Genomic DNA, 20,987 nt, shown 5'->3' with positions numbered 1-20,987 from the left:
TGGATCGGCCGGAGAGAAGGTGACGTTGCGGCCGCAATCCTTACATGTACGCACAGTGATGATTTCGTGGCAGGATCACCGCACCAGCTTGGAGAGCCGTCGATCAGCCAGCGGTTTTCCGCCGGTCTGACAGGTCGCGCAGTACTGCAGGCTCTTGTCGGCGAAGGACACCTCCCGGACCGTGTCGCCGCAGACCGGGCAGGGCAGGCCGGTTCGCGCGTGGACCCGCATCCCGGCTCGTTTCTCGCCCTTGAGCTCAGCGGCCTTCTGCCCCACCGACCGCTCGACGGCGTCGGTCTCGATCTCCCGCATCGCCGCGTAGAGCGTGTCGATCTGCTCGTCGGTCAGCTTTCCGGTAAGTGCGAAAGGGGACAACTTGGCCGCGTGCAGGATCTCGTCGGAGTAGGCGTTGCCGATCCCGGCGAGCACCTCCTGATCGACCAGGACACCCTTGATCTGCCCGTTGCGGCCGCGGATCCGCTCGGCGAACTCGTCCCGGGAGACGGCCAGCGCGTCCGGGCCGAGCCGGGCCACGCCGGGCACCTCGGCCGGGTCCCGCACCAGGTAGACGGCGAGGGACTTCTGGGTGCCGGCCTCGGTCAGGTCGAACCCGGAGCCGTCGTCCAGCCGCACCCGGACCGCGATCGGCCCGCTGCCCGGCTTGAGCGGGGCCGGCGACTTGAACGAGTCCCGGTAGTGCAGCCAGCCGGCCCGGGCCAGGTGGACGATCAGGTGCAGGTCGTCACCGAGGCCCACGTCGAGGAACTTGCCGTGCCGGCCGGCCGTGGTCAGCGGCATGCCGGCGAGTGCGGTGGGCGCCGGATCGTAGGTCTTCAGGGCGCTGAACGAGGCCACTTCGAAGCGCTGCACGGCGTGGCCGACGGCCCGCTCGCGCAGGTATGCCGCGAGCGCCTCGACCTCGGGGAGTTCGGGCATTCCCTCACGGTAGCGTTTGCCGGCATGAAGGTGGTGGTAGCGCACAACCGGTACCGCGAGGCGATCCCCTCCGGCGAGAACGTCATCGTCGACACGGAGATCGGTCAGCTCCGGGCGGCCGGGGTCGACGTGGTGCCGTTCCAGCGCAGTTCCGACTCGATCGGCTCGCTGTCATTGGCGGGGAAGGCGCTGCTCCCGATCTCGCCGGTCTACGGAGCCGAGGCCCAACGTGACCTGGCCGCACTGCTGGCCGCGGAGAAGCCGGACGCGCTGCACCTGCACAACCCGTACCCGTTGCTCTCGCCGTGGGTGATCCGGACCGCCCACGCGCAAGGCGTCCCGGTGGTCCAGACCGTGCACAACTACCGGCAGGTCTGCTCCTCGGGGCTGTACTTCCGGGACGGGCACAACTGCCAGGACTGCCGCGGCAAGCTGCTCGGCTGGCCGGCGGTCAAGAACCGCTGCTACCGCGGCTCGGCGGCACAGAGCGCGATCATGGCGACCACGCTGGCCGTGCACCGGCCGACCTGGCGCTCGGTGGACCGCTACATCGCCCTCACCGACAAGATCGCCGCGCACCTGGCCGACTACGGCATCCCGGACGACCGCATCGTGATCAAGCCGAACGGCCTGCCTGACCCCGGCACCCCCGCACCGCTGGGCGAAGGCTTCCTCTACGGCGCCCGGCTGTCCCCCGAGAAGGGCCTCGGCCTGCTCCTCGACGCCTGGCGACGGCACCCCGACGGCAGCCTCGGCACCCTGCGCATCGCCGGTGACGGCGAACTTCGGCCGCTCGCCGAGCAGGCTGACCGGGATCGGTCCGACGTCACCTACCTGGGCCCGCTGGACCGGGCCGGGATGACCGCGGCCCGCCGTGACTCAGCCGTGGTGATCGCTGTCCCCACCTGGGAAGACGTCCTGCCCACGGTGATCCTGGAGGCGATGTCCACCGGCCGCGCGGTCCTCGGCACCGCGGTGGGCGGCATCCCCTACATGGTCGGTAGCGGTCCCGACGCCGCCGGCTGGCTGGCCGAGCCCGACCCCGCCGCCCTGGCCGCCGCGCTCCCGCTGGCCCGGGCCGGCGCCCCCGCCGCGGCGGTCGCCGCCCGTGCCCGCTACCAGCAGCACTTCCACCCCGACGTCCTCACACCCCGCCTGATCTCCATCTACGAGGACATGTCCCGCCACGCCCACAAATAACCCCATCCCCGGTACGAGGAAGCCCGCGCCCACCGAAACGCCCGCCGCCGTCACACGCTCCCCTCCCCGTGTGCGCGGGCTGCGGTTGTCGCGTGAGTGGGCGCGCACGGGTGGGGGATTGTGTGGGCTCGGCTCAGGCCTTTAGGGACTCTCGGCCGGCGAAGGCGATGCTTGCCGCGAGGAAACCGCCGTTGATCAGGGTGAAGAGGGCGACGAACCACACCGCGAACTGGGGTGCCACCGTGAGCACCACGCCGGCCAGGGCGATGACCGCGCCGTAGTCGCGGACCAGCTTGGCCGCGCGGATCGGCAGCGACCTGCCGGTCACCATGCTGGCGGCCTGGCTGCCGGTCTGCATGACCGAGGTGACCAGGTTGACCATCCAGGTGGCGGCGAAGGCGGCGAGCAGCCACGCCGGGGTGTCCGGTTCCTGGGCGGCGGCGGTCGCGGACAGCGCGGCCACCAGCGACGCCTGGACGGCCACGTCGCAGAGCACGTCCAGCCGGCCACCGGCGGGGCTGCTCTGCCCGGTGACCCGGGCCAGCTGGCCGTCGGAGCAGTCGAACGCGTACGCCATCTGCCAGCCGATCAGCGCGAGCAGGCCGATCGGCGCGGCCCAGACGCGGCCGTCGGCGACCGGGCCGGCGGCCGCGATGACGATGAACGACGTCAGGCAGCCGAGTCCCAGGTTGAGGATGGTCAGCACGGTCGGCGTGAGGCGGCGCTTGTGTGCGCTGACCGCGATCCGCGCGCCGATGCGCTGGCTGATCGCCTCGCTGAAGAGGCCGCCGCCACGGTTGACCGCGTAGTAGTCGGCGGCGGTGGGCGTACCGGTGAAGGGTTTGCCCGAAGGCCCGGGAGAGCCGGCGTTCGGCGTACCGGTGAAGGGTCTGCCGGAAGGTCCGGGCGGCCCGGTGGCGGGAGACGGCGCGGGATTGTCGATCCGGGTGGGATTGACCGGAGCGGACCGGGCCGTCGGCGGCCGGCCACCCTCGACGGGAGGGTGACCGGCGCCGTGGCCGGACTCAGAGGGTCGCGAGGGCATCGTTGTATTCGGCCAGCTTCTGCCGGGTCTGCTCCGGCGTCATGGCGAGGTGTTCCAGGATGGTGTAGCGGTCCGGCCGGGTCCGCGGCGCGAACTCGATGGCCTGGACGAACTGCTCGACGTCGAGCCCGACGTCGGACGGCGTACGCGGAAGCTGGTGCCGCAGCAGGCAGTCGGACATCTGCTTGAGCCGCCGCTCGTCGCCGCGCAGGAAGGTGCAGAACAGCGCACCGAGCCCGGCGAGCTCACCGTGTGAGGCGGTGGCCGGGAAGAGCGAGTCGATGGCGTGCATGATCTCGTGGCAGCCGCCGCTGGACGGCCGACTGCTGCCGCACACCGCCATCGCCAGACCGCTGGAGATCAGCGCCTCGGCCAGGACGGTGACGAACGCGTCGTCGGACATGTCGCCGGGCATGGTCAGCACCGCCTCGGCGCCCATTCGGGCGAGGGAGGCGGCCAGGCCGTCGACGGGTTCGCCGCGGACCCGGCGGGCGAGTTCCCAGTCGGCGAGCGCGCTGATGTTGCTGATCACGTCGCCGATGCCAGCCCGGTTGACCAGCTCCGGCCCGTTCTCCACGAAGTCGAGGTCGACGACGACGCCGAACGGGATGTGCACCCCGTACGACCCCTTGATGCCGTCGTTGATCAGGCTGGCCACCGGCGAGGCGATGCCGTCGTTGGCGAGGCTGGTCGCGACCGACACCATCGGCAGGCCCCAGCGGCTCGCCGCGTACTTGGCGGTGTCGACGGTCTTGCCGCCGCCGATGCCGACGACCGCGTCGAAGTGGCCGGAGCGCAGCTTGCCGGAGAGCTCCAGCGCCGCGTCGAGGGTGCCGCCGCCGGTCACGAAGATCTCGGCCGAGGTGAGCGACGGGCGGAGCAGGTCGACGACCTTCTCGCCCAGGCCCGGCCCGACCACCACGGCGACCTCGCCACCGGAGGAGATCCGGCCGTCGGCGAGGATCTTGCCGAGGTCGGCGACCGCGCCCCGCCGCACCTCGATGTGCAGCGGGGTCTGGACGCTACGGGCTAGTAGCGGCATGCGATGTCCCGGGCCTTCGCCAGGTCCTCGTGGTTGTCCACCTCGACCCAGGGCACGTCGCCGATCTGTGCGGCCCGGACCTCGCCGCCGCGGTCCGCGTACAGCTGGAAGCCGTCCTCGTAGAACTGGTTGGGGTCGCGCTCGAAGGTCGCCTTCAGCGCGTCGGCCAGCTTGCCGGCCGCGGCCGGCTCGATGATGTTGGCGCCGATGTACTCGCCGTACGCCTCGGCCGGGTCCATCAGCTTCGTGATTTTGGTGAGCTGTCCATCTTCATTGAAGATGGTCTTCATCTCCTCGTCAGCCAGCTTCTTCACAGTGTCTACGGCGAGGAGGATGCTCGAGCCGCGCGCGGCCAGCAGGGTGTGCTCCACGCTGACCGGGTGGACGGTGTCGCCGTTCACCATGAGCGCGCCCTGGGCGAAGTGGTCCCGGGCGAGCCACAGGGAGTAGGCGTTGTTCCACTCCTCGGCCTTGTCGTTGTGCACCAGGGAGATCTTCACGCCGTACTTCTGCTCGAAGCCCTCGACGCGCTCCTCGACCGCGCCGGCGCAGTAGCCGACGACGATGGTCACGTCCTTGAGGCCGGCGGCCGCGAGGTTCCGGAGCGAGATGTCCATGATCGTGGTCTCCCCGTCAACGGGGACCAGCGCCTTCGGGAGCGTGTCGGTGTACGGGCGAAGCCTGCGCCCGGCCCCGGCGGCGAGTACCAGACCGATCATGGGGTGGTTCCTTCCAGCGATGTGAGGGGTGCCCAGCGAGGATAGCGGCAGGTGTCCCATCCGTAGGACTCGCGAGGGCCGCTGGGGAAATGGTATAGACCCGGCTTCTAAGCTGATGGGCATGACCGCTGAGCAGCTGATCTCCTTCGCCCGTGGAGCCCCTTCCCTGGACATCGTCGACGTGGAGGGCCTGAAGGCCGCCGCCGCCCGTGCCTTCGACGCCGACCCGGCCGGTGTGACCGCGTACGGCACCTCCGTCGGCTACCTCCCGCTGCGGAAGTGGATCGCCGACAAGCACAACGTCTCCCCGGACCAGGTCATCGTCACGAACGGCTCGCTCCAGGCGGACGCCTTCCTGTTCGGCCACCTGGTGAAGCCGGGTGACGACGTCGTGGTGGAGAAGCCGACGTACGACCGGACGCTGCTCAACCTCCAGAACCTGGGCGCCAAGGTGCACCAGGTGACGGTCCAGCCGGACGGTATCGACGTCGAGGAGCTGCGCGCGCTGCTCGAGTCCGGGGTGCGGCCGAAGCTGGCGCACATCATCCCGAACTACCAGAACCCGGCCGGTGTCACGCTCTCCGAGGAGAAGCGGCGTGTACTGCTCGCCCTGGCCGAGCAGTACGAGTTCATCATCTTCGAGGACGACCCGTACGTGGACATCCGGTTCCGTGGCGAGCCGCTGCCCTCGATGCTGTCGCTGGACTCGAACAGCCTGGTCGTGCACGCCTCCAGCTTCACCAAGACGGTCTGCCCCGGCGTCCGCGTCGGCTACCTGGTCGGCCCGGCCGCGCTGATCGACGCGATCGCGAAGAAGGCCACCAACCTCTACATCTCTCCGGGCATGGTGTCCGAGGCGATCGTCCACCAGTTCTGTGTGTCCGGCGACATCGAGGAGTCGGTCCAGACGGTCAGCGCGGCGCTGGGCGAACGGGCCCGGGTGCTGGCCGAGTCGATCCGCAAGCACATCCCCGGCGCCACCTTCACCGAGCCGGACGGTGGTTACTTCCTCTGGGTCGACCTGCCGTCGGACGTCGACGTGGACAAGCTGTTCCCGGCCGCGATGAAGAAGGGCGTCGCGGTCGTGAAGGGCAGCGACTTCCTGCTCGAGGGCGGTAAGAGCTCGCTGCGGCTGGCGTACTCCGCGGTCACCGTCGACCAGATCGACGAGGGTGTGCGCCGGATCGCCGAGGCGATCGAAGAGGTACGCGGCTGACGGACCCGCACGCCGGGTGGGCCGTCGTCCACCCGGCGTGGGTACCCTCGGTTGGTTTGTCGTCGCCGGGGGAGGTTGGCATGACGGAACGCAGTTGGACCCGTGGCCGGCCCCTGGGCGCCGCCTGGGCGGCCCGGATGCGCGGGCTGCTGAACAACGGCGAGCACACCGAGCCCGGCGCCGCGGACACCGGCGAGCCGACCTCGGTGGTGGACTGCGGGGTGTACGCGGACGGCCGCCGGATGCCCGGTGAGTTCACTCCCGTCCAGGCGCTGGCCGAGGCCCGCCGACGGGACGGCGCCTTCGTCTGGCTGGGCCTGCACGAGCCGTCCGAGGCGGAGATGGCCGCCATCGCCAGCACCTACGGCCTGCACGAGCTGGCCGTGGAGGACGCGGTCAAGGCGGAGCAGCGGCCCAAGCTGGAGCAGTTCGGCGACGTGCACTTCCTGGTGCTGCGCACCGCCCGGTACGTGCCGCACACCGAGCTGACCGAAAGCTCCCAGGTGGTCGAGACCGGCCAGATGATGATCTTCATCGGCGAGCAGTTCGTGATCACGGTCCGGCACGGGGACGCGTCCGAGATGGCGCCGGTCCGGGCCGACCTGGAGAGCCAGCGGGCGGTGCTGCTGGAGCAGGGCCCGTGGGCGGTGGCCTACGCGGTGACCGACCGGGTCGTCGACCACTACCTCGAGGTGGCCGACGAGGTCGAGGCCGACCTGGACATCATCGAGGAGGGCGTCTTCTCCCGCGAGCGCAGCGCCCCGATCCAGCAGGTCTACCAGCTCAAGCGGGAGCTCGTGGAGTTCCGCCGGGCGGTGGTGCCGCTGCAACGGCCGCTCGCCTCGATCACGTCGAGCCAGGGCGTGGTGCCCAAGGAGATCCGGCGCTACTTCCGGGACGTTCAAGACCATTTGACGCGTACGGTCGAGCAGGTCTCCTCCTACGACGACCTGCTCAACTCGATCCTCCAGGCCCGGCTCGCCCAGGTGACCGTCGACCAGAACAACGACATGCGCAAGATCGCCTCGTGGGCCGCGATCGCCACGGTCTGGACCGCGTTCGCGGGGGTCTACGGCATGAACTTCGACTACATGCCGGAGACCGATTGGCGGTACGGCTACCCGGCCCTGATCGCCCTGCTGTCCGGCGTCACCGTGCTGCTCTACCGGGCGCTGCGGCGCAACGGTTGGCTTTGAGCCCCACGAGGGCCCCACGAGAATTGCCCGGAACCCCTAGAGTGTCGGGGTGCCGTCGCGTCAGGATGAGCTGCACTCGTATCAGTACTCGGTGCAGCGTGTGGTGGCGGCGCTGGTGTCGCATGACCCGGACCCGCATCGTTCGCCGCTGCGCAGGGCCGGTGTCACGGCCCTGATCGGGCTGCTGGTCGCGGCGCTCGCGGTGGGCGGTTTCGCGGCGTACGGGCTGTTCAACGGCCACACCATGGCGAAGGCCACCGACGCCACCTCGGTGCTGGTCGAGAAGAAGACCGGAGCGAGGTATGTCTACCTGCCCGCCGACGGCAGGCTGCATCCGGTGCTCAACTACACCTCCGGCCTGCTGCTGGCCACCGGCAACCCGCCGCAGCTGAAGACGGTCCCGGCCGACGAGCTGGCGAAGGTGCCGCTCGGCGCGCCGCTCGGCATCCCGAACGCCCCGGACGCCCTGCCCGCCTCGGGGGACCTGATCACCGGCGCCTGGTCGGTCTGCACCGACACGTCCGGCGGGCGCCCGCGCAGCACCCTGCTGATCGGCACGGCCCCGGCGGGTGGCACCGCTCCGACGGCCGGGCTGCTGGTTCGGGACACCGCCGGGCGTACGCATCTGGTGCACGGCGGCAAGCGGTTCCTGATCCCGGCCGCCCGGGTGGACGCCGTCCAGCGGGCCCTCGGGTGGTACGGCACCCGCCCCTGGCAGGTCTCCGCGGCCTGGGTCGACGCCGTCCCGGCCGGTCCCGACCTGGACGCCCCGGTCATCCCGAACTTCCGGCGGGCCTCGACGGCGGTCACCGGCCGCAGGGTGGGACAGGTGCTCACCGCGGACGGCAAGACCTTCGCGCTGGTGCTGTCGGACGGCATCGTGCCGCTGACGGTGATGCAGGCGCGGCTGCTGGCCGCCGTCTACAACCTGTCGGCGCCGGTCACCGTGGGCGCCGAGTTCCTGGAGCTGCCCGAGTCGCGTACCGGGACGAGCCGGTTCGCCGACGGCCTGCCGGCAGGAGTGCCGACGCTGGCCGAGGCCCCGAAGAGCGCGTGCATCGCCGCCACCGGCGACACCCTGCGGGTGAACAGCACCTACCCGGCCGGCAGCGCGCCCGGCACCGGCGCCCGGGTCGACCTCGTGCACATCGCCCGAGGCAAGGGGGCGCTGGTCGAGGCGGCCGGATCACCGGACGCCCCGGCCGGCAGCGGCACGGTCAGCCTGGTCACCGACGCGGGCCGGTTCTATCCGCTGGCGAGCCGCGAACTGCTGGGCCGGCTCGGGTACTCGAGCGCCCGCCCGGTACGCGTTCCGGCCCAGTTCATCGCCTACCTGCCGGCCGGACCGGCGTTGGATCCGGTCCGGGCCGCCAAGTCGTAGCGCTACCGAGGGGTCTGCTTGGTCTGATCCGACACGGTGCCGTTGGACGTCGTGTAGACGGTCGGCTCCATCGGCTCGAAAGCGGCGTCGTCGGCCCCGCCGGAATGCGGGCCGGGCTCGTACTCCGCCCACTGCGCCTCACGGCGACGGCGGACGAGGTACGCGGCGCTGATCCCGATCGCGGTGCCGAGCAGCGCCCAACCGGCCAGTTGGCCGCCCCGCCTCTTCTTGTGCCCGACCGCCTTGTCGGCCTTCTTCTGTAGCTTGCGGGCCTGCTTCATCTCCTTGCGGCTGGAATTCTTGGCTGTCTTGCCGGCGTTCCGGACGTTCTCCGACGCGGCGACCAGCGCGGCGAGCGCGCTGTCCCAGCTCTGTGTGGCGGCGTCCCGCGCGGCCGTGGCGGCCGGCTGGACCTTGTCCCGGGCGGCATTGATCGTGGGTGCGACGGTCGCGCTGGTCTCATGTGCCGCGATCGTGGCTGCGCGCTTGAAGTGATCCACACTCTGCCCGAGCTCGTTGCGCATCCGAGCCCTCCGGCTCCGACGGCGAATGGTTGCGAACACCAGTGCCCACCTCCTGTGGTCTCTCCAGCCATGTTGCCTTCTCGGGTACCCCCGCGCGACCGGATCCACGACATGGGGGAGGATCCGAATTGCACGAGATAAGCCCATCACCGCAGACGGGAGTACCCGTGGCCGAGAACCTTTACGCCACCCTTCACACCAATCACGGCGCGATCCGGGTCCAGCTCTTCCCGGATCACGCCCCGGCGACCGTTCGCAACTTCGTGGAGCTGGCCGAAGGCACCAAGGAATACAAGGACCCGCGCACCAATCAGCCGGGCAGTGGGCCGTACTACGACGGCACCATCTCGCACCGGGTCATCGCCGGGTTCATGGTCCAGATGGGTGACCCGACCGGCACCGGCCGTGGCGGCCCCGGCTACCAGTTCGGCGACGAGTTCCACCCGGAGCTCTTCTTCGACCGGCCGTACCTGCTCGCCATGGCGAACGCGGGACCGGGCACCAACGGCTCGCAGTTCTTCATCACGGTCGCGCCGACGCCGCACCTGAACCGCCGGCACACGATCTTCGGCCAGGTGGCCGACGAGCAGTCCGCCAAGGTCGTCGACTCGATCGCGAACACTCCGACCGGCCCCGGTGACCGTCCCCGTGAGGACGTCGTCATTCAGCGGGTGGAGATCTCGCGGGACTGAGCGCTCAAGGTACCTTTGGGTCATGAGTGAGGCTCCGTCGACGGCACCGGTGTGCTACCGCCATCCGTCCCGGAAGACCCTGCTCAGTTGCAGTCGTTGTGACCGTCCGATCTGCACCAGTTGCATGAACGACGCGGTCGTGGGCCACCAGTGCCCCGAGTGCGTCAAGGAGGGTCGTCGCAGCCAGCGGTCGGCGCGGACCGCCTTCGGGGGCAGCCGCGCCGGCCAGCTGGGCTATGTCACGACCGCCATCATCGCGGTCAACTCGCTCGTCATGATCGCCTCGGCCGTCCTCGGTGGCCCGCGGGCCATCATCGGCGGTGGCGGGGGCGGCTTCGGCAGCCTGCTCGGCAGCGGCACCCCGCTCACCGACTTCGGTGCGGTGCTCGGCCACGCCATCTACGGCGGCGAGATCCACGGTGTCGCCGAGGGCGAGTGGTACCGGCTGGTCACCGCCATGTTCCTGCACTACGGCGTGGTGCACCTGCTGCTCAACATGATGCTGGTGGCCCAGGTCGGCCGCTATCTGGAGGCCCAGCTCGGCCCGATGCGGTTCGCCGCGCTCTACCTGCTGGGCGGGTTGGGTGGCAACGTGGCGGCCTACGTCTTCCAGCCTGCCAACCAGGCGTCCGCCGGCGCCTCCACGGCCACGTTCGGCCTGGTCGTCGGTGCCATCGTGATCAATCGCCGGCTGGTGAAGGACAACAGCGCGTTCACATCGCTGCTGATCATGAATCTGATCTACACCTTCTTCATCCCGAACATCTCGATCGCCGGGCACCTCGGCGGCCTGGTGGCGGGTGGCGCGACGGCCGTCGTGCTGGCCTACTCCCACCAGCCGCACAGGTCCATCAAGCAGGCCGCCGGCTGCGCGGTCATCCTGGCGCTGATCGTGGCCGCCGCGATCGCCCGGACCGCGTCGCTGCTCAGCTGACGGGGCGCAGGGTGGCCAGCTGGGCGGCCACGTCGTCCGGGTCGGCGCCCAGCTCGTTCGCGCCGAGCATGTAGATGGCGTCGCCGGTGTCGATCTCCAGAAGGGCGCCGCGGAGGATTCGCCGGTGGGCGCGATCCACCCGTACCCTCTCGATCTTCGCCCAGGGCACCTGCCGGCGGCGGGCGACTCCGGTGACCACCGTGATGCCCTCGTCGTCCGCCGTGAGGCGGACCCGCACCACCAGGTCGCGGATCGCCCAGAGGACCAGGATCGCCGCGGTGACCGCGGCGACCGCCCAGCGTGACGGGTCACCCCCGGCGAACCCGGCGGCGAGAGCGAGCACGGCGCCCGCGGTGATCAATTTTGCGGCCGGGAGGGCCGGTTTGGCGCGCCATTGCATCGCACCACTATCCCAGAATGATCAGCATTAAATCGGAGCTACCGCTGTAATTCGATATTCAGTGGCGACGGCCGACTCCTTGCTCATTCATCTTCCGTTAACACTTGCATGGACGTGTTCGCCAGTACGTTTCACGCCGCGGCCCTCCCGGGCGCCAACCAGCACCTGCCGATCTTCCGGAACTGTGTGGACCCGGACGATCCCGCCATCCTGGTGGCCCGGTGTGTCCGCCCCGGAGCGCCGCTCTCCGGCGACTGGTTCCTGCTGCTGACCCGGCGCCGGATGGTCGTCACCCAGGACACCCGGCCGCTGCACCGGACCCGCCTGCACCTGAACGCCCACCTGCGCCAGGTGAGCAACGTGACCTGGCGGCTCGACCTGTCCAAGCCGGGCATCGAGCTGGCCTTCACCGCGATGGACGGGGTCCGGGAGCGGCTCCGGATGCGGCTGGGCGACTCCGACACGGTGTGGCGCGTCGAGCAACTGCTCCGCGACACGTTCGTGAACAAGCCCGCCCTGGTTTAGAGCAGGAACGCACTGATCGAGCGGCGTAGCCCGGCCGGATCCAGGCCGTGCGCGCGGGCGTGGTCCCGCCAGTCGCCGTAGCGGCGGACCTCGGCCCGGCCCACGCCCAGGTGCAGCGCCCGGTGCGGCATCCCGTTCAGCGCCTGGCCGACCAGGTGCGCCGAGGTGCCGGCCAGGTACGGCTCGACCACCACCACCTCACCCTCGACGAGCGCCCGCAGCCCGTCGGTGTCCAGCGGCCGGGGCGTGTTCGTGTACGCCACCGTCACGTCCATCCCGAGAGTCGCCTCCAGCACCGGGTCCAGCATCGGCCCGACCGCCACCACCAGCGGCCCACCCCGGCGCAGCACCCGCAGGCCACCGGCGTCCGGGTGGGCGTGGGCGTTCTCCTGCGTGGAGAGGCGCACGTAGACGCGGTCGTCGTGCCGGGCCGCCGCCCGCAGCAGCGCGGCCACCTCGTCGCGGTGCCCGGGCACGTGCACGGTCCAGCCGTCGAGGGTGTCCAGCAGCGCCACGTCACCCGGTGACTGGTGGGTGTAGCCCTCGGCCGCGGCGTCGTACGAAGCGCCGATGCTGACCAGCACGGCGCCCGTCTCCTGGTGCCCGAGGTCGAGCTTGATCTGCTCGTACGCCCGGTCGATCAGGAACGGCGCGTACGAGTGCAGGTAGGGCCGCATCCCGGTGAGCGCGAGCCCGCCGCCCACCCCGGCCATCAGCTGCTCCCGGATGCCGACGTTGAAGACCCGGTCCGGGTGCCGGCGCCGCGCCGCGGTGAACGACGCCGCCGAGATGTCCGCGACCACCAGGGCGGTACGCGGGTCCTCGTCCAGGATCGCGGTGGTCGTGTCGATGAACGTCTCCCTCATACCGACGCCACCACCAGGCGCGGCCGGTCGGAAACGACCCGCAGGGCCCGCTTGATCTCGTCGTGATCCCGCCCGTTCACCACGGACACGCTCCAGTTCGGGAACCGGACAGGGATTCCTGCGTATAGTCCGGCGCGCGGTTGGTTGCCCTGGCCGGAAACGTCACTGTGTGCGTTGCTCCCGGTAGGCGCCCCGGACCATTCGCCCGGCCCTCCGTGGGTCGCGGACCGGTTGTCGATGACGATCGCGGTGATCGGCAGGCGGATCGCGGCCGCGTACGCGATCGCCTCGTGATTCGATCCCTCGTCCAGCTCCGCGTCGCCGAGCAGCACGAACGTCCGGGTGTCGAGGAATCCCTGTGCCCGCAGCCCGAGCGCGGTGCCGACGGCGAGGCCGAGCCCGTGGCCCAGCGAGCCGGTGCCGATCTCGACGCCCGGGATCAGCACCCGGTCCGGGTGGTGGCCGAGCGGGCTGTCCCACCCGCCCATGTCGTCGAGCCACTCCTCGGGGATGAACCCCTTGGCGGCCAGCACCGCGTAGTAGGCGGCCGGCCCGTGACCCTTGGAGAGCAGGAAGCGGTCCCGGTCCGGCGCGTCGACCGTCTCCGGGGTGATGCGTAACACACGATCGTAGAGAACCCACAGGACGTCCAGCGTGGAGTGCGCGCTGGGCGTGTGTTTGACGTCGGCGGTCACTCGGCTGAGCAGCTTCATGTGCATAGACTGCAACTTGAAGTTCACTTCAACTCAAGGGAGTGGGGATGGAGCACCTCACCATCGGGGAACTCTCCGCCCGCAGCGGTGTGGCGCCCTCCGCGTTGCGCTTCTACGAGCGGGAGGGCCTGATCCACGCCTCCCGCACCAGCGGCAACCAGCGACGGTACGACCGGGCCGAACTGCGCCGGGTCGCCTTCATCAAGATCGCCCAACAGGTCGGGGTCTCGCTCGACGAGATCCGCGAGGCGCTCGCCTCCCTGCCGGAGAACCGAACCCCCACGAAGGCCGACTGGTCCCGGCTCTCGGCCCGCTGGCGTTACCGCCTCCAGGAGCGGATCGGCGTACTGGAACGCCTCCGTGACCAGCTCAGCGGCTGCATCGGCTGCGGCTGCCTGTCGCTGCAACGTTGCAAGCTGGTCAACCCGAGCGACCGTCTCGCGGTCAGCGGCGCCGGCCCCCAGATGATCCTCAACCCGCCAACAGAGTGACCGCCGCCCGGCGATCGAAGCCGTGGTGACCGCACACGAACGACGTCGCGTGCGTGGCCAGCATGGCTGTATGCCACGTCGGCGACCACGACGCTGCCATCGTGTGCGCCGGCCTCGAGGGCCAAGACGAAGCGGCCCGCCGTCGCGTTGAAGCGGCGCTGAACAGGGAGGAATGGCCCACCGCGTGACGTGAGGCTGCCTGGCTTCGTGGTCGCACTATGGTCGCGACGAGCGAGATCGAGCGGTCCGGAGCGAGATCGAGTGAAACTCGGCGTCTCACACAGAAAACCCCCGTCTTCCTGCATTCGTGCAGGTCGGCGGGGGTTATTGCTGCTCATGATCGAGCGGAGGGCGTGGGATTCGAACCCACGAAGAGTTTCCCCTTACCGGTTTTCAAGACCGGCGCCATCGGCCACTAGGCGAGCCCTCCCGTAGTGCCGCTCCAGTCTGCCACCCGCCTCTGGTTCTTGTCGTACCGGTGGGGCAGAGTCGGCCCCATGCACGCGATCGTGATCGAGGACAAGGGTCTGAGCTGGGCTGAGGTGCCGGATCCGGAAGCCGGCGCCGGGGAGGTCGTCGTCGACGTGACGGCGTCCGCGGTGAACCGGGCCGATGTGCTGCAACGGCAGGGGTTCTATCCGCCGCCACCGGGTGCGCCGGAGTTTCCGGGGCTGGAGTGCTCGGGGGTGATCAGTGCGCTCGGGCCGGGCGTGACCGGGCACCACGTGGGTGAGCGGGTGTGCGCGCTGCTCGCCGGTGGTGGCTACGCCGAGCGGGTGGCCGTCCCGGTGGGGCAGCTGCTGCCGGTCCCGGCCGGGTTGTCGCTGGTCGAGGCGGCGGCGCTGCCCGAGGTGGCCTGCACGGTGTGGTCCAACGTGGTGGATCGGGACAGGCTCCGCCCCGGCGAGACGCTGTTGGTGCACGGTGGCGGCAGCGGGATCGGCACCTTCGCGGTGCAGCTGGGTGTGGCGCTGGGCGCGTCGGTGCTGGTGACGGCGCGGGCGGACAAGCACGAGCGGCTGCGTGCGCTGGGCGCCGCGCTGACCGTCGACTATCAAAACCACGATTTCGTACGGGCGGTGCTGGACCACACCGGCGGCCGTGGCGCGGATGTGGTGCTGGACATCATCGGCGCGAAGTACCTGGCCCGCAACGTGGAGGTGCTCGCGCCGGAGGGGCGGATCACGGTGATCGGGATGCAGGGCGGCCGGAGTGCCGAGCTCGATCTCGGGCAGTTGATGGCGAAGCGGGGCCGGGTGTCGTCGACGTCGTTGCGGGCCCGTCCGGCGGCGGACAAGGCGCGGATCGTGGCCGGTGTCCGGGACCAGGTGTGGCCGCTGGTTGCCGCCGGGCTGGTGAAGCCGGTCATCAACAGCACGTTTCCGCTGGCCGAGGCGGCGCGGGCGCATGAGCTGATGGAGTCCGGCGACCACTTCGGGAAGATTCTGTTGCAACGCTGACCACCCGTACGAGTGACCGATCGGGAGCTGTATGACCGATTAGTCAGGATATGCGGCGAGTCGCCAGCGTGTCGCGGTCCGGCGATCCCAGCATGGACGGACAGCGCGGCCGGTCCCCGGCCGCGCCCGTATCCGAACCACTGGGGGACACGTGACGTACGCACCGCATCGTTCCGCTCCGGCCCGGGATCTGCCGTCGATCGAGGACGACTGGGACGCGGGCCCCCACCGGCGGAGTAGCCGGTCCTGGATCGCCGGCGGCGTCGCCGTCTCGGCCGTGCTGGTCGCCTTCGGGGCGTGGGCGGTGGCGACCAGCCCGGCGGCGACGGTCACCGGCGTCCTCGCGGGCGCACCCCCGACCGCTCAGTTCACCGTCGCCCCCACCGGACTGCGGTGCGGCGTGTCCTCGGTCGGCCCGAGCGGCCTGGAACAGCGGGCCACGGGCCAGTTCTGCCTGCTCGACGTCATCGTGACGAACAACGGCCGGGAACCGGAGCTGTTCGACAGTGGCGCGCAGCGCGTTCACGACGCCAACGGCGAAGCCTACGCCGTCGCGGAACAGGCCGCGGTGTTTCTCAACGATCGCAGTCCGGCCCTGCTCGACCGGATCGGTCCGGGCCAGACCGTGGCCGGCGTCCTGCCCTTCGACGTGCCGGTGGACGCGCGGCTCAGTGCGGCCACCCTCGGCGGCGGGCGGTCCACTCCGGGCGTACGCGTGACACTGCCGGATCCGAGCTGAACACCGCGCCGACCAGTTCGTGATGGAGGATCAATTATGTGAATCACGCCCCGGCGGATTCGATGTTGTGTTGGCATGGTCCACGGAATACGCATGGTTGTCCGGGTTCCCATTGCCCACCTTCGACGGCGGCACAAACGTGACCAGCGGCATCGGCCACGTTCGGATGGGATTCGCGTGAGTGCCCCGGGCCAATTTCGGAGGCAACACTGCACGGTACGTCCACCCGCCGGGTCCTGGCAGTCGGCGCGCTCGCGCTGGCCGTCATCGCACCGGCCCTAGACTCCGTCGACCACGGCCCGGAGACGGTCACCGCACCAAGCGGCCTGCCGGCCACACCGGAACTCGCGGAGCGCCCGCAGTCCGGCGGGCTCCACACCCGACCGGCTGGCATCGAGCAGTTCGTGGCCGTCGTTCCACGCGAGATCGGGTCGGACGCGAGCACCGTGCCCGGGCCGGTGCACGCCGGCCTCCTGCACCGCCGGGCGAACGCCGAACGCGCCTCGCGAACGCTCCCGCGGCGGATCGTGGGTCCCGCGCCGGGTGTGCGCCGCCCGGCGGCCACCGTGGTCCGGCTGGTGGCCCGCACGGTCGAGCGCCCGGTGGCCCGGGAAGCGCGCACCGTCCGGGCCCGGATGCCGCGGTCGGCCCCCAAGAACATCCGCGGCGCCACCGAGCGGCGGCCGCAGACGGCCAGTGACCGAGGGAGCCTGCGGGCGGTGGTCGCGTTCGCCAAGTCCCAGGTCGGCAAGCGCTACGTCCGCGGCGGTGAGGGGCCGGGCGGCTTCGACTGCTCCGGGTTCACCAAGCGCGCGTACGCCCGGGCCGGTTACCGTCTGCCGCACTCGTCCGGTGCCCAGGCGCGCCGTGCCCGGTCCGTCTCCCGCTCGGTGGCCCGCCCCGGCGACCTGGTGGTGGGCCGTGGACACGTGGGCATCTACATGGGCGACGGGATGATGATCGACGCGGGGAACCGCCGTACCGGGGTGGTGTACCGCAAGCTCTACCGGGGGCTCAGTGTCGCGCGGCTGGGCTGACGGCGGTGATCCGTGCCCGTACAGCAGTCAGCACCCGCCGGTCTGACGGGTGCCGACTCGCTGTGGCCACCGAATGCCTCACGGCAGCCGATCGCAACCGGGCGCGGGGATCTCGGCCGCACACACCCGGTCGGATGTCTGACAGAAGCATGACCTGCGAGGGCTCGAGGCATGCGCACCACCTGTGCGTTTACCCGTTCGTGTGACGGCGTGCGGCAATGCGGACGAAAGGCGCCCGACACGTCGAACGGTTAGTCTCTGCCCATCGTGGGAAAACCTGATCAGTTACTCACCACGCCGCCGGAGGCCAACCAATGAGTCTTGACGACCGCGCCCTGGCGCCCGACCCGTACGATCTCCTGCCACCGGTCCCGTCCTTCACGGTGACCAGCACGGACATGACGGACGGGCAGCCCCTCGACGAGCTCTACGTGCACACCAGCGTGGGCGGGAAGAACCTGTCGCCCCAGCTGACCTGGTCCGGTTTCCCGGACGAGACACGTGGCTTCGTGGTCACCTGCTTCGACCCGGACGCGCCGACCGGGAGCGGGTTCTGGCACTGGGTGCTGGTGAACCTGCCGGTCACGGTCACATCCCTGGACCGCGGTGTGGATCCGCTGCCGGACGGCGCCTTCTGCGTGCGCAACGACTACGGCTCCCGCGACTACGGCGGTTCGGCGCCGCCGCCCGGCGACCGCCCGCACCGGTACGTGTTCGCGGTGCACGCGATCGACGTCGACCGGCTCGAGGTGACGCCGGACGCGTCCCCCGCCTACGTCGGCTTCAACCTGGCCTTCCACACCCTGGCCCGGGCCACGGTCCGCCCCACGTATCAGGTGCGGGGCTGAGCCACCTACGGATGAGGCCGCCGGCAGCGCCGGCGGCCTCGGTTGCCCACCCGGTCAGCGGGGAGAGCGGGCCACGCAGAAGACCGACTGCCCGAACGGCGGGCGGACGATCCGCTCGGCGGCCTTGGTCACCGGCAGCACCAGGCTGTCGTAGATCTTGACCATCGGCCCCTCCTTGGGGGCCAGCTTGAAGATGCTGGTGGCGGTGTAGTAGCCGAGCAGACCAAGCGCATTCGCGTAGTGGATCTTCTCGATCTCCAGGCCGGCCTCGACGAAGGCGGCGCCCAGCGTCTTCTTGGTGTAGCGGCGGATGTGCCCGGTGGCGATGTCCACCTGGCTCATCGCGAACATGAAGGCCGGCACGATGATGATCACGCGGCCGCCGGGGCGGACCAGTTCCTTCATGCTGCTGAGCGCGCCGACGTGATCCTCGATGTGCTCCAGCACGTTGTACGAGACGGCCGCGCTGTACTCGGCGGCGGCGTCCTGTGCCGGAAGCAGCATCTGCTTCACGTCGATGTTGGGGTGCTCCGCCATCCGCTCCTTGAGCAGGACGAGCCGGTCGGGGTCTGCCTCGGTCGCGGTGAACTTCGGCAGGTGTTCCGCCCACTCGATCGCGTAGTCACCGAGGCCGCTGCCGATCTCGATGGGGTTGTCCCCCAGGTACGGGAGCGCGAGCTCGACGAACCACCGGCGGTGGTTCACCGCCATGGCGAGGCCTTCGAGCACTTCGGACTGGATCCGCTGGTCTCCAGTGATGTCTGCCATAGGTGAGGTTCCCTCATCTTGCCGGATCTGAGCTGACAGCGGGACCAGCGAAGTTAACCATCTGAAGCGCCTAACCGAAAGTTGAGTGCTGGTCACCACTGATTTTTTGGCCTGATTGAGACATAGGTGAGCTGGGCACTCGGATGGGTTACCCCCGCCGGAAGTCCACAGGAAGGACACGCGGAAAACACGCGTACATATCGGCTCTATCACGCCTGGGGCGCACACCGCTGGCTTCTTGGAAACCTCGGTTAGGCTCGCCGATGCTATGACGATTACGGGTTTTGACTCGACAGGCCAGTCGACCGCCGAGAACGATCTGTCGCGAGGCCGAGTGGCCGCCGACGACGACCTGGACGCGGAGCTGATAGCCCTCGGTTCAAGTGGCACGGTGGTCACTCGCGCGACCACGTCCGCCGCCCGGGAAGCCGTGGATGAGCAGGTCATACGCCTGCGGTGGCGGCGCCTGCTCACGTGGCGTGACGTCGTGGCCGTCGGCACTTTCGTCGTCTTCGCGGTCATGCTGACTCTGCCGTTGTGGCTCAATCTTGATCATGAACTGCGTGATGATCCGCAGGATCAAGCTTTCTTCGAGTGGATGCTGGCGCACGGTGCCCGAGTGCTCACGGATGGCGTCTATCCGTTCTTCTCGGACCGCATGAATTACCCCGACGGGGTGAACATGATGGCCAACACCTCGGTGTTGGCCGTTTCGTTGCCACTGACGCCGATCACTCTTCTGTTCGGTCCCCATGTGGCGTTCAACGTATTTCTCACCGGTGCATTGGCATTTACCGGCGCGTCGTGGTATCTCGTGCTCTCCCGCCGGTTCGTCACCTCCCGGCTGGCCGCCTGGGTGGGCGCGCTCTTCTGCACCTTCGCGCCGAGCATGGTGTCGCACGCCGGCGGCCACCCGAACATCGTCTCCCAGTTCCTCGTCCCGCTGATCATCTGGCGGACGCTGGAGCTCCGGGTTCGCGGCCGTGCGCTGCGCAACGGGCTGATCCTGGCCGGCCTGCTGATCTGGCAGGCGTTCATCAACCTCGAGATCCTCTTCATGACCGCGGTCGGCCTCGGCCTGTTCTGCGCGGTCATGGCGGTGGTCCGGCGGCGCGCACACCGGGGCGACTTCCTGCCGTTCGTGCGGGCGCTCGGGGTCACCGCGGCGGTCACCCTCGCGGTGCTCGCCTACCCGCTCAGCGTCCAGTTCTTCGGCCCGCAGAGCTACCAGGGCCTGGCCGAGTTCGTCCGGAACTTCGGGGCCGACCTGGCCTCGTTCGCCGCCTACTCCCGGCACTCGATGGCCGGCGAAACGGCCATCGCGTCGCGCCTCACGCAGAACGCGGCGGAGGAGAATGCCTTCTTCGGCTGGGGCCTGATCGTCCTCTTCCTCGGCCTGCTCGTCTGGCTGCGCCGCTCCCGGGCGGTGCTGACCCTCGGCGGGATCGCGATCCTCTTCGCGGCCATGTCGCTCGGCCCGCGCATCGTGCTCAACGGCGTGGACACCGGCATCCCCGGCATCTGGGCGCTGCTGCACCGGATCCCGGTGCTGGACTCCGCGGTGCCGACCCGCTGGGCGATGGCGATCGCGCCGATCGTCGGCATCGTGCTGGCGCTCGGCGTCCAGCGGGCCGCCGACATGATGCGCAGCCAGCCGGCCTCGCGCGGGCCGGTCCGGGTCGCGATGATCACCGCGGTGGCGATGGCGCTGGTGCCGCTGATCCCCCGGCCGATGGCCACGGTGCAGATGGATCCGGTGCCCGAGTTCGTCACCACCGGCGCCTGGCGCGACTACGTCGACGACCGGCACACCATGGTCACCCTGCCGCTGCCGGACAGCAGCTACCCGGACCCGCTGCGCTGGACCGCCACCACCGGCCAGGACCTGCGGATCGCCGGGGCGTACGCGCTGCTGCCGAACCAGAACCCGCAGGACCCGAGCGACCGGACCGCGATGTTCTCGCCGCCGTGGCGCCCGACCAGCGGCCTGGTCGCCTCGATCAAGCAGGGCAACCCGATCCCGGAGATCACCGACGAGCGGCGCGAGATGACCCTCGCCGACCTCCGCTTCTGGCGGGCCGGCGTGGTGGTGCTGACCCCGCAGAGCCACGACATCGAACTCCTGCGCACCATGTCCGACCTGCTGGGCTTCCGTCCGACGTGGATCGGCGGCGCCTGGGTCTGGGACGTCCGCGAGCTGGTCGACGACCCGGACACCGTCCTCACCGGCGGCGAGCCCTACTGACCCGCCGGGG

At 70.1% G+C, this 20,987-nt stretch carries 22 protein-coding genes and 1 tRNA gene; 13 read left to right on the top strand and 10 right to left on the bottom strand.

Going from position 1 to position 20,987, the window contains the following annotated elements; all coding sequences use genetic code 11:
- Positions 1-75: 75 nt before the first annotated feature.
- A complete protein-coding gene (locus IEZ13_RS20075; RefSeq protein WP_183226465.1) occupies positions 76-936 on the bottom strand; it encodes an Fpg/Nei family DNA glycosylase in 861 nt (286 codons plus the stop codon).
- 24 nt (positions 937-960) lie between these two features.
- On the opposite strand from IEZ13_RS20075, the gene IEZ13_RS20070 reads away from it, so the two are divergent.
- Complete coding sequence (locus IEZ13_RS20070; RefSeq protein WP_183226464.1) at positions 961-2,136, top strand: glycosyltransferase family 4 protein; 1,176 nt, start codon at positions 961-963, stop codon at positions 2,134-2,136.
- Positions 2,137-2,269: 133 nt separating this feature from the next.
- On the opposite strand, the gene IEZ13_RS20065 is transcribed toward IEZ13_RS20070, so the two are convergent.
- The 3 genes from IEZ13_RS20065 to IEZ13_RS20055 form a co-directional block, all read right to left on the bottom strand.
- Positions 2,270-2,905 carry a CDP-alcohol phosphatidyltransferase family protein gene (locus tag IEZ13_RS20065; protein ID WP_183226547.1) on the bottom strand — a complete coding sequence of 212 codons (636 nt, stop codon included), beginning with the start codon at positions 2,903-2,905 and terminating at the stop codon, positions 2,270-2,272.
- Positions 2,906-3,161: 256 nt separating this feature from the next.
- Positions 3,162-4,223 carry an iron-containing alcohol dehydrogenase family protein gene (locus tag IEZ13_RS20060; RefSeq protein ID WP_183226463.1) on the bottom strand — a complete coding sequence of 354 codons (1,062 nt, stop codon included), beginning with the start codon at positions 4,221-4,223 and terminating at the stop codon, positions 3,162-3,164.
- On the bottom strand, positions 4,211-4,942 hold the full coding sequence (locus IEZ13_RS20055) for a phosphocholine cytidylyltransferase family protein (RefSeq protein WP_183226462.1): 732 nt from the start codon (positions 4,940-4,942) through the stop codon (positions 4,211-4,213). Before IEZ13_RS20055 ends, IEZ13_RS20060 begins: the two co-directional genes overlap by 13 nt.
- A gap of 121 nt (positions 4,943-5,063) precedes the next feature.
- On the opposite strand from IEZ13_RS20055, the gene IEZ13_RS20050 reads away from it, so the two are divergent.
- The 3 genes from IEZ13_RS20050 to eccB all read left to right on the top strand — a co-directional run bounded on the left by IEZ13_RS20050 (position 5,064) and on the right by eccB (position 8,735).
- A complete protein-coding gene (locus IEZ13_RS20050; protein WP_183226461.1) occupies positions 5,064-6,158 on the top strand; it encodes an aminotransferase-like domain-containing protein in 1,095 nt (364 codons plus the stop codon).
- 80 nt (positions 6,159-6,238) lie between these two features.
- Positions 6,239-7,354: a magnesium and cobalt transport protein CorA gene (locus IEZ13_RS20045; RefSeq protein WP_183226460.1), complete on the top strand. Its 1,116-nt coding sequence runs from the start codon at positions 6,239-6,241 to the stop codon at positions 7,352-7,354.
- Positions 7,355-7,403: 49 nt separating this feature from the next.
- Positions 7,404-8,735 (top strand): type VII secretion protein EccB, encoded by a 1,332-nt coding sequence (gene eccB, locus IEZ13_RS20040; RefSeq protein ID WP_183226459.1) that lies wholly within the window; start codon positions 7,404-7,406, stop codon positions 8,733-8,735.
- Positions 8,736-8,737: 2 nt separating this feature from the next.
- Here the strand turns inward: eccB and IEZ13_RS20035 are convergent, their stop codons facing one another.
- Positions 8,738-9,259, bottom strand: coding sequence for a hypothetical protein (locus IEZ13_RS20035; RefSeq protein WP_183226458.1), 522 nt, complete (start codon positions 9,257-9,259; stop codon positions 8,738-8,740).
- Positions 9,260-9,426: 167 nt separating this feature from the next.
- On the opposite strand from IEZ13_RS20035, the gene IEZ13_RS20030 reads away from it, so the two are divergent.
- Complete coding sequence (locus IEZ13_RS20030; protein WP_183226457.1) at positions 9,427-9,951, top strand: peptidylprolyl isomerase; 525 nt, start codon at positions 9,427-9,429, stop codon at positions 9,949-9,951.
- A 22-nt stretch (positions 9,952-9,973) separates the two neighbouring features.
- On the top strand, positions 9,974-10,885 hold the full coding sequence (locus IEZ13_RS20025; RefSeq protein ID WP_183226456.1) for a rhomboid family intramembrane serine protease: 912 nt from the start codon (positions 9,974-9,976) through the stop codon (positions 10,883-10,885).
- Here the strand turns inward: IEZ13_RS20025 and IEZ13_RS20020 are convergent.
- The gene (locus tag IEZ13_RS20020; RefSeq protein ID WP_183226455.1) at positions 10,878-11,285 is read right to left on the bottom strand and encodes a PH domain-containing protein; all 408 of its coding nucleotides are present in this window, start codon (positions 11,283-11,285) and stop codon (positions 10,878-10,880) included. The two genes, IEZ13_RS20025 and IEZ13_RS20020, sit on opposite strands and share 8 nt — an antisense overlap.
- 108 nt (positions 11,286-11,393) lie before the next feature.
- Between IEZ13_RS20020 and IEZ13_RS20015 the strand changes: the two genes are divergently transcribed.
- On the top strand, positions 11,394-11,810 hold the full coding sequence (locus IEZ13_RS20015; RefSeq protein ID WP_183226454.1) for a hypothetical protein: 417 nt from the start codon (positions 11,394-11,396) through the stop codon (positions 11,808-11,810).
- Here IEZ13_RS20015 and IEZ13_RS20010 read toward each other — a convergent pair.
- Both IEZ13_RS20010 and IEZ13_RS20005 read right to left on the bottom strand, forming a co-directional pair.
- The gene (locus IEZ13_RS20010) at positions 11,807-12,676 is read right to left on the bottom strand and encodes a transketolase family protein (RefSeq protein WP_183226453.1); all 870 of its coding nucleotides are present in this window, start codon (positions 12,674-12,676) and stop codon (positions 11,807-11,809) included. The two genes, IEZ13_RS20015 and IEZ13_RS20010, sit on opposite strands and share 4 nt — an antisense overlap.
- On the bottom strand, positions 12,673-13,389 hold the full coding sequence (locus tag IEZ13_RS20005; RefSeq protein ID WP_183226452.1) for a thiamine pyrophosphate-dependent enzyme: 717 nt from the start codon (positions 13,387-13,389) through the stop codon (positions 12,673-12,675). The genes IEZ13_RS20010 and IEZ13_RS20005 overlap by 4 nt, the downstream gene beginning before the upstream one ends.
- Positions 13,390-13,436: 47 nt before the next feature.
- Between IEZ13_RS20005 and soxR the strand changes: the two genes are divergently transcribed.
- Positions 13,437-13,880: a redox-sensitive transcriptional activator SoxR gene (gene soxR / locus IEZ13_RS20000; protein ID WP_183226451.1), complete on the top strand. Its 444-nt coding sequence runs from the start codon at positions 13,437-13,439 to the stop codon at positions 13,878-13,880.
- Between the two features lie 345 nt (positions 13,881-14,225).
- Here the strand turns inward: soxR and IEZ13_RS19995 are convergent.
- Positions 14,226-14,310: transfer RNA gene (locus IEZ13_RS19995), tRNA-Ser, on the bottom strand.
- A 67-nt stretch (positions 14,311-14,377) separates the two neighbouring features.
- Between IEZ13_RS19995 and IEZ13_RS19990 the strand changes: the two genes are divergently transcribed.
- The 4 genes from IEZ13_RS19990 (at position 14,378) to IEZ13_RS19975 (ending at position 17,964) form a co-directional block, all read left to right on the top strand.
- Positions 14,378-15,340, top strand: a complete 963-nt coding sequence (locus tag IEZ13_RS19990; RefSeq protein WP_183226450.1) for an NAD(P)H-quinone oxidoreductase — start codon at positions 14,378-14,380, stop codon at positions 15,338-15,340.
- Positions 15,341-15,491: 151 nt separating this feature from the next.
- Positions 15,492-16,079, top strand: coding sequence for a DUF4352 domain-containing protein (locus tag IEZ13_RS19985; RefSeq protein WP_183226449.1), 588 nt, complete (start codon positions 15,492-15,494; stop codon positions 16,077-16,079).
- A gap of 404 nt (positions 16,080-16,483) precedes the next feature.
- Positions 16,484-17,116, top strand: coding sequence for a C40 family peptidase (locus IEZ13_RS46625; protein WP_229794808.1), 633 nt, complete (start codon positions 16,484-16,486; stop codon positions 17,114-17,116).
- A 314-nt stretch (positions 17,117-17,430) separates the two neighbouring features.
- Positions 17,431-17,964, top strand: coding sequence for a YbhB/YbcL family Raf kinase inhibitor-like protein (locus tag IEZ13_RS19975; RefSeq protein ID WP_183226448.1), 534 nt, complete (start codon positions 17,431-17,433; stop codon positions 17,962-17,964).
- Positions 17,965-18,018: 54 nt separating this feature from the next.
- Here the strand turns inward: IEZ13_RS19975 and IEZ13_RS19970 are convergent, their stop codons facing one another.
- Positions 18,019-18,732 (bottom strand): class I SAM-dependent methyltransferase, encoded by a 714-nt coding sequence (locus IEZ13_RS19970; RefSeq protein WP_183226447.1) that lies wholly within the window; start codon positions 18,730-18,732, stop codon positions 18,019-18,021.
- A 268-nt stretch (positions 18,733-19,000) separates the two neighbouring features.
- On the opposite strand from IEZ13_RS19970, the gene IEZ13_RS19965 reads away from it, so the two are divergent.
- Entirely contained in the window at positions 19,001-20,977 is a 1,977-nt protein-coding gene (locus IEZ13_RS19965) for a DUF6311 domain-containing protein (protein ID WP_183226446.1), read from the top strand.
- Positions 20,978-20,987: the final 10 nt, after the last annotated feature.

Source organism: Actinoplanes campanulatus, from assembly GCF_014647795.1.
Taxonomy (GTDB): domain Bacteria; phylum Actinomycetota; class Actinomycetes; order Mycobacteriales; family Micromonosporaceae; genus Actinoplanes; species Actinoplanes campanulatus.
Note: the sequence above shows the minus strand (reverse complement) of the source record. Positions and strands in the feature narration are given on the sequence as shown.

What these genes read in the sequence shown, in the direction of transcription:
- IEZ13_RS20045 (WP_183226460.1), top strand. Translation starts at nt 6,239, where the DNA reads ATGACGGAACGCAGTTGGACCCGTGGCCGGCCCCTGGGCGCCGCCTGG.
- IEZ13_RS20050 (WP_183226461.1), top strand. Translation starts at nt 5,064, where the DNA reads ATGACCGCTGAGCAGCTGATCTCCTTCGCCCGTGGAGCCCCTTCCCTG.
- IEZ13_RS19975 (WP_183226448.1), top strand. Translation starts at nt 17,431, where the DNA reads ATGAGTCTTGACGACCGCGCCCTGGCGCCCGACCCGTACGATCTCCTG.
- soxR (WP_183226451.1), top strand. Translation starts at nt 13,437, where the DNA reads ATGGAGCACCTCACCATCGGGGAACTCTCCGCCCGCAGCGGTGTGGCG.
- IEZ13_RS20075 (WP_183226465.1), bottom strand. Translation starts at nt 936, where the DNA reads ATGCCCGAACTCCCCGAGGTCGAGGCGCTCGCGGCATACCTGCGCGAG.
- IEZ13_RS20010 (WP_183226453.1), bottom strand. Translation starts at nt 12,676, where the DNA reads ATGAGGGAGACGTTCATCGACACGACCACCGCGATCCTGGACGAGGAC.
- IEZ13_RS20020 (WP_183226455.1), bottom strand. Translation starts at nt 11,285, where the DNA reads ATGCAATGGCGCGCCAAACCGGCCCTCCCGGCCGCAAAATTGATCACC.
- IEZ13_RS20055 (WP_183226462.1), bottom strand. Translation starts at nt 4,942, where the DNA reads ATGATCGGTCTGGTACTCGCCGCCGGGGCCGGGCGCAGGCTTCGCCCG.
- IEZ13_RS20025 (WP_183226456.1), top strand. Translation starts at nt 9,974, where the DNA reads ATGAGTGAGGCTCCGTCGACGGCACCGGTGTGCTACCGCCATCCGTCC.
- IEZ13_RS19970 (WP_183226447.1), bottom strand. Translation starts at nt 18,732, where the DNA reads ATGGCAGACATCACTGGAGACCAGCGGATCCAGTCCGAAGTGCTCGAA.
- IEZ13_RS19965 (WP_183226446.1), top strand. Translation starts at nt 19,001, where the DNA reads ATGACGATTACGGGTTTTGACTCGACAGGCCAGTCGACCGCCGAGAAC.
- IEZ13_RS20015 (WP_183226454.1), top strand. Translation starts at nt 11,394, where the DNA reads ATGGACGTGTTCGCCAGTACGTTTCACGCCGCGGCCCTCCCGGGCGCC.
- IEZ13_RS20005 (WP_183226452.1), bottom strand. Translation starts at nt 13,389, where the DNA reads ATGAAGCTGCTCAGCCGAGTGACCGCCGACGTCAAACACACGCCCAGC.
- IEZ13_RS20060 (WP_183226463.1), bottom strand. Translation starts at nt 4,223, where the DNA reads ATGCCGCTACTAGCCCGTAGCGTCCAGACCCCGCTGCACATCGAGGTG.
- IEZ13_RS20070 (WP_183226464.1), top strand. Translation starts at nt 961, where the DNA reads ATGAAGGTGGTGGTAGCGCACAACCGGTACCGCGAGGCGATCCCCTCC.
- IEZ13_RS20035 (WP_183226458.1), bottom strand. Translation starts at nt 9,259, where the DNA reads ATGCGCAACGAGCTCGGGCAGAGTGTGGATCACTTCAAGCGCGCAGCC.
- IEZ13_RS19990 (WP_183226450.1), top strand. Translation starts at nt 14,378, where the DNA reads ATGCACGCGATCGTGATCGAGGACAAGGGTCTGAGCTGGGCTGAGGTG.